The following is a 6612-nucleotide window of genomic DNA, read 5'->3' on the forward strand; positions in this document are numbered from 1 at the left end:
GGGATACACCGTCCACGAAGGCGACGGTACCGACACGGACGTCCTCAGGGCCGCCGGGGCGGACAACGCGAAAATCGTCGTCGCCGCGACCGGTGACGACGACGCGAACCTCCTCGTCGCGCAACTCGCCGAGTCGAAGTTCGACGTGGAGACCATCATCGCCCGGGCGAACAACCCGGACAACGTGGATGCCTTCGAGGACCTCGGGGTCCGGACGATTTCCTCGTCGCTCGCCACCGCGTGGGCCATCGACAACGTCATCGAACGCCCGGCGCTCTCGAACTGGATGACGGAACTCGGACGGAGCGGCGACGTGCAGGAGATCGAAATCACCGCCGAAAGTCTGGTCGGCAGAACCATCGACGAGTTGGACGCCGAACTGCCGAACGGGGTCCTCATCGCGCTCGTCGGACGGGACGGCGAAACGCAGGTCCCGAACAAGGGGTTCACGCTCCAGAAAGGGGACCACGTCACGTTCCTCGGGCGGAAGGAGTCCGTCAGGGAGACCATCTCCATGTGTCAGTCCTAACTCCGTCGTCGAGCGAATTCGAGGTTGACGGCCGAGAGGACGGTGAACGCGCCGAGAAGCAAGCCGACGTAGACGAGGACGTTCACGAGGGTGAACGGATACATTCCGAAGAAATTGCAGAGGATGGTGAATCCCCCGAGAACGGCGAGTGCGAGGTAGTATCGACTCCAGTTTCGGTTCCTCGACGGCGGGTGGACGAACTTGTCGAGTTCGGTCGCGGTGTCGCTGAGTTGTACCTGCCCGCGCTGTCTGTCGTAGACGATGATGCCCGCATCGGCCATCTTCGGCAGGTGTGTCTGGTACAACGACGTGTAAACGGATTTTCGTTCCTTCGAGGAGACGAGTTCGACGCTGGTATCCTGTTCCCACGCGGCGACCGCCTCGGCGAGTTCGCCGATGGAGACCTGTTCCGATTTCGACCGGAGGTAAGAGAGGGCATACCGACGCCGTGGGTTCGTGAGGATTTCGAACGCGGTGTCGCGCGAAATCGGCTCCGATCCCGCCGATGGCTCGATACTCATCGTCGAACGTTGCCAGTCCCCCGCCCTGCCCTGTGCACGATACACCTTGGGTAGCTGAGCGCAAAAAGATATTCGTCTGATTACAACTCCTCGTCGGAGAAACAAGCCCGGTCCGAATTCGACATCGGTCACAAGGCGGACGGCACAGAGCGTGAGTGGTCGGGCGACGGGAAAACGGAACCCGAAGTCGTCACCGTCACCGCCGAGGGCGCTATCCCCGAGACGATTCGACCTTCACGACCGCGACGTCCCGATTTCGAAAGACGACGCTCGTTCCGGTCGATCCGTTTAGCCTCCCCAACATTCCCCGCCACTGTGCCGTCGTCAGCGTCTCACGGGCGATCCAACTCCGTGAACCCTCCCGCGTGAGGTAGACGTAATCTGGCGATACGTCGTCCCGGGCGAGCAGTTTCCGGAGACATCTCGCTGACGCACAGGTCGAACTTTCACGGTAGAGGGCGATCTGGCGTTCGCGCCGGTCGGGCGGGAGCCACTCGGCCCCCCACGGCGAGGCGACGACGGTTCGCTCCGCGAACACCGGGAACCACTCGGCCGCGTCCCCGGCGACGAGCACCGTCGCGTCGGCGGGCGTCCGTTCCCGCATCCACCGCATCGCCGTCATGTCGTCGCCGTCGATGTACGACGGCATGGGATCCTGCTGCAATCGATCCAGTGGACGCGCCGGAATGGGCCCGTAGTTGCTGGCGTACAGCCCGCCCGTCGCCACGCCGTAGGCAGAGAGCAACAGGAGGAGCACGAGCGAAACGCGCGCCAATCGCCCGCCATCGGCCGAGACACGGCCGCGGTCGGTTTCCGACTGCGACGCCGCGACGGTCGATAGCCAGTCGAAAACAATCCCGGAAACGACGAACGCGCCGACGAGCATGAGAAACCGCGGCTTCGGGAACATCACCACCGTCGCGGCGAACCAGAACGGGAGGAAGTAGCGCTTCCGTAGCGTGAGCGCGACGACGCCAACGAGCGTGAGGACGTGCCAGACGGGCAGAAATCGCGTGCGGCGGCCGTAGAGGAACTTCGACGGGAACCAGAACAACCCCTGTCCGATGCCGAGGCGCGAGCCAGCGGTTCGGGTGAAGAGGCCGACGCCGTGGACGGAGATGACTCCCCACCACCACGGCAACGCGAGGAGCAGGCCACCGGCCGCAACGAGCGCGCCGCGAGCGAGTCCGGCGAGCGAGCGGTCGAAGACGAGGAAGAAGACGAGATAGCTCGTGGCGAAGAACACGGGATAGGAGGGGTGCGTGAGACAGGTCAGGCCGAACAGGACCGCTCCCGCGCCCGCCCAACGGAGTCGTTTCTCCCGGAACAGGCGAATCCCGACGTACAGCCCCGTCACGGTGAACAGGAACGCCGGGGCGCGGACGATGCCGCCCGCCGAGAGGTGCCATTTGAACACGGCGGGGCTGACGGCGACGACGAGCGCCGCGAGACCCGCGCGCCGATTTCGATCCGGGGTTCCGGCGAACACCTCGCGGCCGAGGAAGTAGACCGGAACGACGGTCAAGACGGTGACGAGACCGGGAAGATAGCGGGTCAACGTCAGCGGACCGACGCCGAACCCGTCGCGGATGAATGCGACTAGGTAGAAGGCCAGCGGCGGGTAGCCGAACGGAATTCCGTTCGGCGTGTAGTGCGGGACCCGTGCCGGGAGGCGGTAGCCGTGAGCGCGAATCGCGTCGGCCATCGCGAGATACAGGCCGCCGCCCTCGGCGGGGTACGGATGGGTCAGCAGGTACGCCGCGAAAACGATGACACTGGCGAGGAGGGGCGGGACTAGCCACACGAGCGTGGCCGTGGAGGGGCGGCTTCGAGACACATTCCGCAACTCGACCTGCTCCGTAATTATTCTGTCCCGGAATCCAGTGAAAGAAGAGTGAAAAATTCAGTGTGCGATGAGTTTACTCACGCTTCAGCGTAATCGCCGCACCCTGTCCGAAACCGACACAGAGCGTGGCGAGTCCCTTCTTCGCGTCGCGTTTCTCCATCTCGTGGACGAGCGTCACGGGGAGGCGCGCGCCGGAGGCACCGAGCGGGTGGCCGATGGCGATTGCGCCGCCGTTGACGTTGAACTTGTCGTCCGGGACGCCGAGTTCGCGTTGGCTGTAGAGCGTCTGACTGGCGAAGGCCTCGTTCAGTTCCACGAGGTCGAACTCGTCGATGCTCTCGCCCGTCCGTTCGAGCAGGCCCTTCGTGGCCGGGACGGGGCCGATTCCCATCACGGTCGGGTCCACGCCCGCGACGTTGTTGTCGCCGACGGTAGCCATGATTTCGAGATCGTGTTCGTCCGCGAACGCCTTGCTGGTGACGAGAAGGGCGGACGCCCCGTCGGAGATCTGGGAGGCGTTGCCCGGCGTCACGGTGCCGTCGGCCTTGAACACGCTCGGGAGGCCCTGCAGGGCTTCCATGCTGGTGCCGCGTCGGATCCCTTCGTCCTCCTCGACCAGTCCGTCCTCTGTTTCGATGGGGACGATTTCGTCGTCGAAGCGGCCGGAGTCGGTCGCTTCGGCGGCGCGCTGCTGGCTTCGGAGCGCGTACTCGTCCTGTTCCTCGCGGGACACCTCGTACACCTCGGCGACCTTCTCGCCGGTCATTCCCATCTGAAGCGTGGGAAGGTTGTACTTCTCGGCCATCTCCGGGTGGATGCCCCGCCCCTCGTACCCGCCGCTCATGGGCACGCGGGACATGTTCTCGACGCCACCGGCGATGATGGCTTGGCGCTGGCCCGCCCGAATCGCGTCGCTCGCGCTGATGAGCGCCTGCATGGAGGACGCACACCATCGGTTGATGCTCGTCGCCGGGACGCCCTCGCCGAGGTCCGAGAGGAGCGCGATGACGCGGGCGACGTTGTTGTCCTGTTCGCCGCGTTGCTGGGCGACGCCCCACATGAGGTCGTCGATGTCGTCTCCGGTCAACCCCGTCTCGGAGAGGATTGCGTTGACGAGCGGGGTCGAGAGGTCTTCGCTTCGAACGTCGGCGAAGACGCCACCTTCCTTGCCCTGTGGCGTTCGAATCGCCTTCACGATGACTGGTGTGGTATCGCTATCCATGGTTGACGATTCTCGCTCTACGTCCTTAAGTGGGGGTAGAACGCGAAGTAAATGAAGAACGGTTTAAAAGTTTATTGACAACCGATGGGGCTTCAGAAACTATTTGTCCGGACCCATACCATATCGTCGGTAACTTCCGACGATGCAAGGTTCCGACACCGCCCAGAAACGTACTCGCCCGCTCACGTCGAGCGACGAATCGAGCCTCCTCCACCGATTGACCGAGCCGGTTCCGCTCGTCGTCCTCATCACCGTCGTCGGACTCGCCCTCCGCCTCGTAAGCCTCGGCGCGCGTGTCGCCCATCAGGACGAAGCGAGGGTTGCATACTGGATTTACACGTACTCGCAGAACGGCGTCTGGTACTATCGACACATCATCCACGGCCCGTTCCTGATGCAGGTGAACTCCATCGTGTTCTCGCTGTTCGGCGCGAACGACTTCACCATGCGGTTCATCGTCGCTCTCTTGGGTGGACTGCTCCCGCTCGCCGCGCTCCTCTTCCGGGAGCGACTCAAGCCCTCCGAAACGGTCGCACTCGCCTTCCTCTTCGCTGCGAACCCCGTTCTGCTCTACTACTCGCGGTTCATGCGAAACGACGTGATCCTCGGGGTTGCGATGGTGTTCGCGCTCGGATTCCTCGTCCGCTACTTCGACACCCGCCGCCTGTCGTACTTCTTCGCGGCCGTGGCCTGCTTCGCACTCGGCTTCACGATGAAGGAAAACGCCCTGCTGTATGTGGCCTGTTGGGTCGGCGCGGGCGTCCTGCTGTACGACCACCGACTCATGCTCAAGCGCGTCGGCAACGAGGGAATCGGAGCGGCCGTTCCGCGACGCTATCGAATCGGCGCGGTTCGACTGATGGAAAGGGACCGGTCGGTCATGAATTCGGTTCTCAAGGCGCTCGGGGTCGGCCTCGCCGCTATCATCGAGTTTCTGATCATCTTCATCTACTTCTACGCGCCGCGTTCACAGAGCCAACCCGGTCCCGGCCTCTGGAAGTCTTTCTCGCACCCGGAGATGATTCCGAAGGTGCTCGTCGCCGCGACGGTGACGGTCGGAAACAACTTCATCGGGTGGCAGGGACACGCCGACCACGCCTATCTCCCCTACCTCGAACACCTCCTCACGACGCTGAAAGTCGGCGCGTTGGCGCTCTGTATTCTCGCTGTCGTGGGGTTCGTCCTCGACCGCTATTCGGGTGACCGCCCCCGTGACGTCGTCGCGTTTGGCTTCTACTGGGGCGTCGCCAGCATTCTCGGCTACCCGCTCGTGATGGACATCAAAGCCGGATGGGCAGCCATTCACGCCATCATCCCGCTCGCGTTCCCGGCGGCCGTCGGCCTCGCGCTGGTCTTCCGGTGGGGATGGGAGGCGTACGAGGACCACGACGACGTGAGCCTCGCGGCCGCCGCCGTCCTGCTGTTGCTCGTCGTCGCTTCCGCCGGAACGACGGCTTACAGCACGACCTACCAGCATCCACAGGACCCCGATAATCAGTTCGTCCAGTACGCACAGTCCTCCTCGACGCACTCGAAGCCACTCCTTCACACCCTCGAACGCATCTCACGCGAAAACGAGGGAACGGACGTGCTGTTCTACGGGAACAAGTTCTACTCGTCGAACGAGGCCGCGGACGACGTGTATCCCGTCGAGAGCGGTGAAGGCGGCGAAGGGTGGTTCGCCCGTCTCCCGCTCAACTGGTACCTCGAATCCGCCGACGCGCAGATGGCCAGCACGCAGAACGCCAGCAACTTGCGAGGGGACAAACCGCCCATCGTCATCGCACCGGCCAACGTCTCGACCTGTTCCAGCGAGGACAGCACCGCGGAGGACATCGAGAGCTACATGTCCGGCTACACGCGCTACGAGTTCCAGCGGTTCAGTTACAACAGTGGTTGCCACATCAGCACGACGGTCATCTACGTGCAGAACAGCTCCCTGTCGTCGTAACGCCACCGCGCGAGTGCGTAAGTCGACCCTTTACTTTCGGCTCACGAAACGCGTGGCGAGCGGGACGTCTCCGACGCCCTTAAGATTCTGCCGTGATTACCCACGGGAGAATGAACAGTGGGGCGCTGGACGTAATCGAATTCTTGCTCACTGCGCGGATCTACAGCGAGAATAGAGATCTGGACGAAAACGACCTGCCACCGGCGATTCGGCAGGTGTTCTGGCACGATGGAACGATAGAGCGGCCGCTTCGGACGACCATCGAGACGGCGCGCGAAGCGACCGGTCTCGATCAACCGTGGGAAGCGATTTCCGAACTGATGTTTACCGACCGGGATACCTTCTCGGGCGGGCTCGAACTCACTCAACAGGAGATGGCCGAAGAGTGGCTCGTTGACCGCGACGAGGAGCGAGTCGAGCGCAATCCGGCGCTCGCCTACGCTCTCGAAGACCGGGATGGCGTGGACGTTACCTACGACGAGGTGCGCGAGGCGAACCGTCCCGTGCAGTCCGACCGGGCGTGGATAGACAGCCTCCTCGAAG

General features: G+C 63.5%; 5 protein-coding genes and 1 pseudogene. 3 read left to right on the forward strand and 3 right to left on the reverse strand.

The genetic code is table 11. The features are described 5' to 3' along the window. Positions 1-529 (forward strand): potassium channel family protein (locus WBV42_RS01980; protein WP_423984544.1); only part of this gene is annotated, 529 nt, incomplete at its 5' end. On the opposite strand, the gene WBV42_RS01985 is transcribed toward WBV42_RS01980, so the two are convergent. The 3 genes from WBV42_RS01985 to WBV42_RS01995 all read right to left on the reverse strand — a co-directional run bounded on the left by WBV42_RS01985 (position 526) and on the right by WBV42_RS01995 (position 4118). Then, a complete protein-coding gene (locus tag WBV42_RS01985) occupies positions 526-1050 on the reverse strand; it encodes a DUF7344 domain-containing protein (protein WP_423984545.1) in 525 nt (174 codons plus the stop codon). The genes WBV42_RS01980 and WBV42_RS01985 overlap by 4 nt on opposite strands. Positions 1051-1261: 211 nt before the next feature. Beyond that, positions 1262-2887, reverse strand: a complete 1626-nt coding sequence (locus WBV42_RS01990; RefSeq protein ID WP_423984546.1) for an ArnT family glycosyltransferase — start codon at positions 2885-2887, stop codon at positions 1262-1264. A gap of 82 nt (positions 2888-2969) precedes the next feature. Further along, positions 2970-4118 (reverse strand): thiolase family protein, encoded by a 1149-nt coding sequence (locus tag WBV42_RS01995; protein WP_423984547.1) that lies wholly within the window; start codon positions 4116-4118, stop codon positions 2970-2972. Positions 4119-4260: 142 nt separating this feature from the next. On the opposite strand from WBV42_RS01995, the gene WBV42_RS02000 reads away from it, so the two are divergent. Beyond that, entirely contained in the window at positions 4261-6069 is a 1809-nt protein-coding gene (locus WBV42_RS02000; RefSeq protein ID WP_423984548.1) for a flippase activity-associated protein Agl23, read from the forward strand. A 110-nt stretch (positions 6070-6179) separates the two neighbouring features. Beyond that, a pseudogene (locus tag WBV42_RS02005) lies at positions 6180-6612 on the forward strand (ATP-binding protein); the annotation flags it as partial.

Origin of the sequence: Haladaptatus sp., assembly GCF_049589095.1 — an archaeon.
GTDB lineage: Archaea > Halobacteriota > Halobacteria > Halobacteriales > Haladaptataceae > Haladaptatus.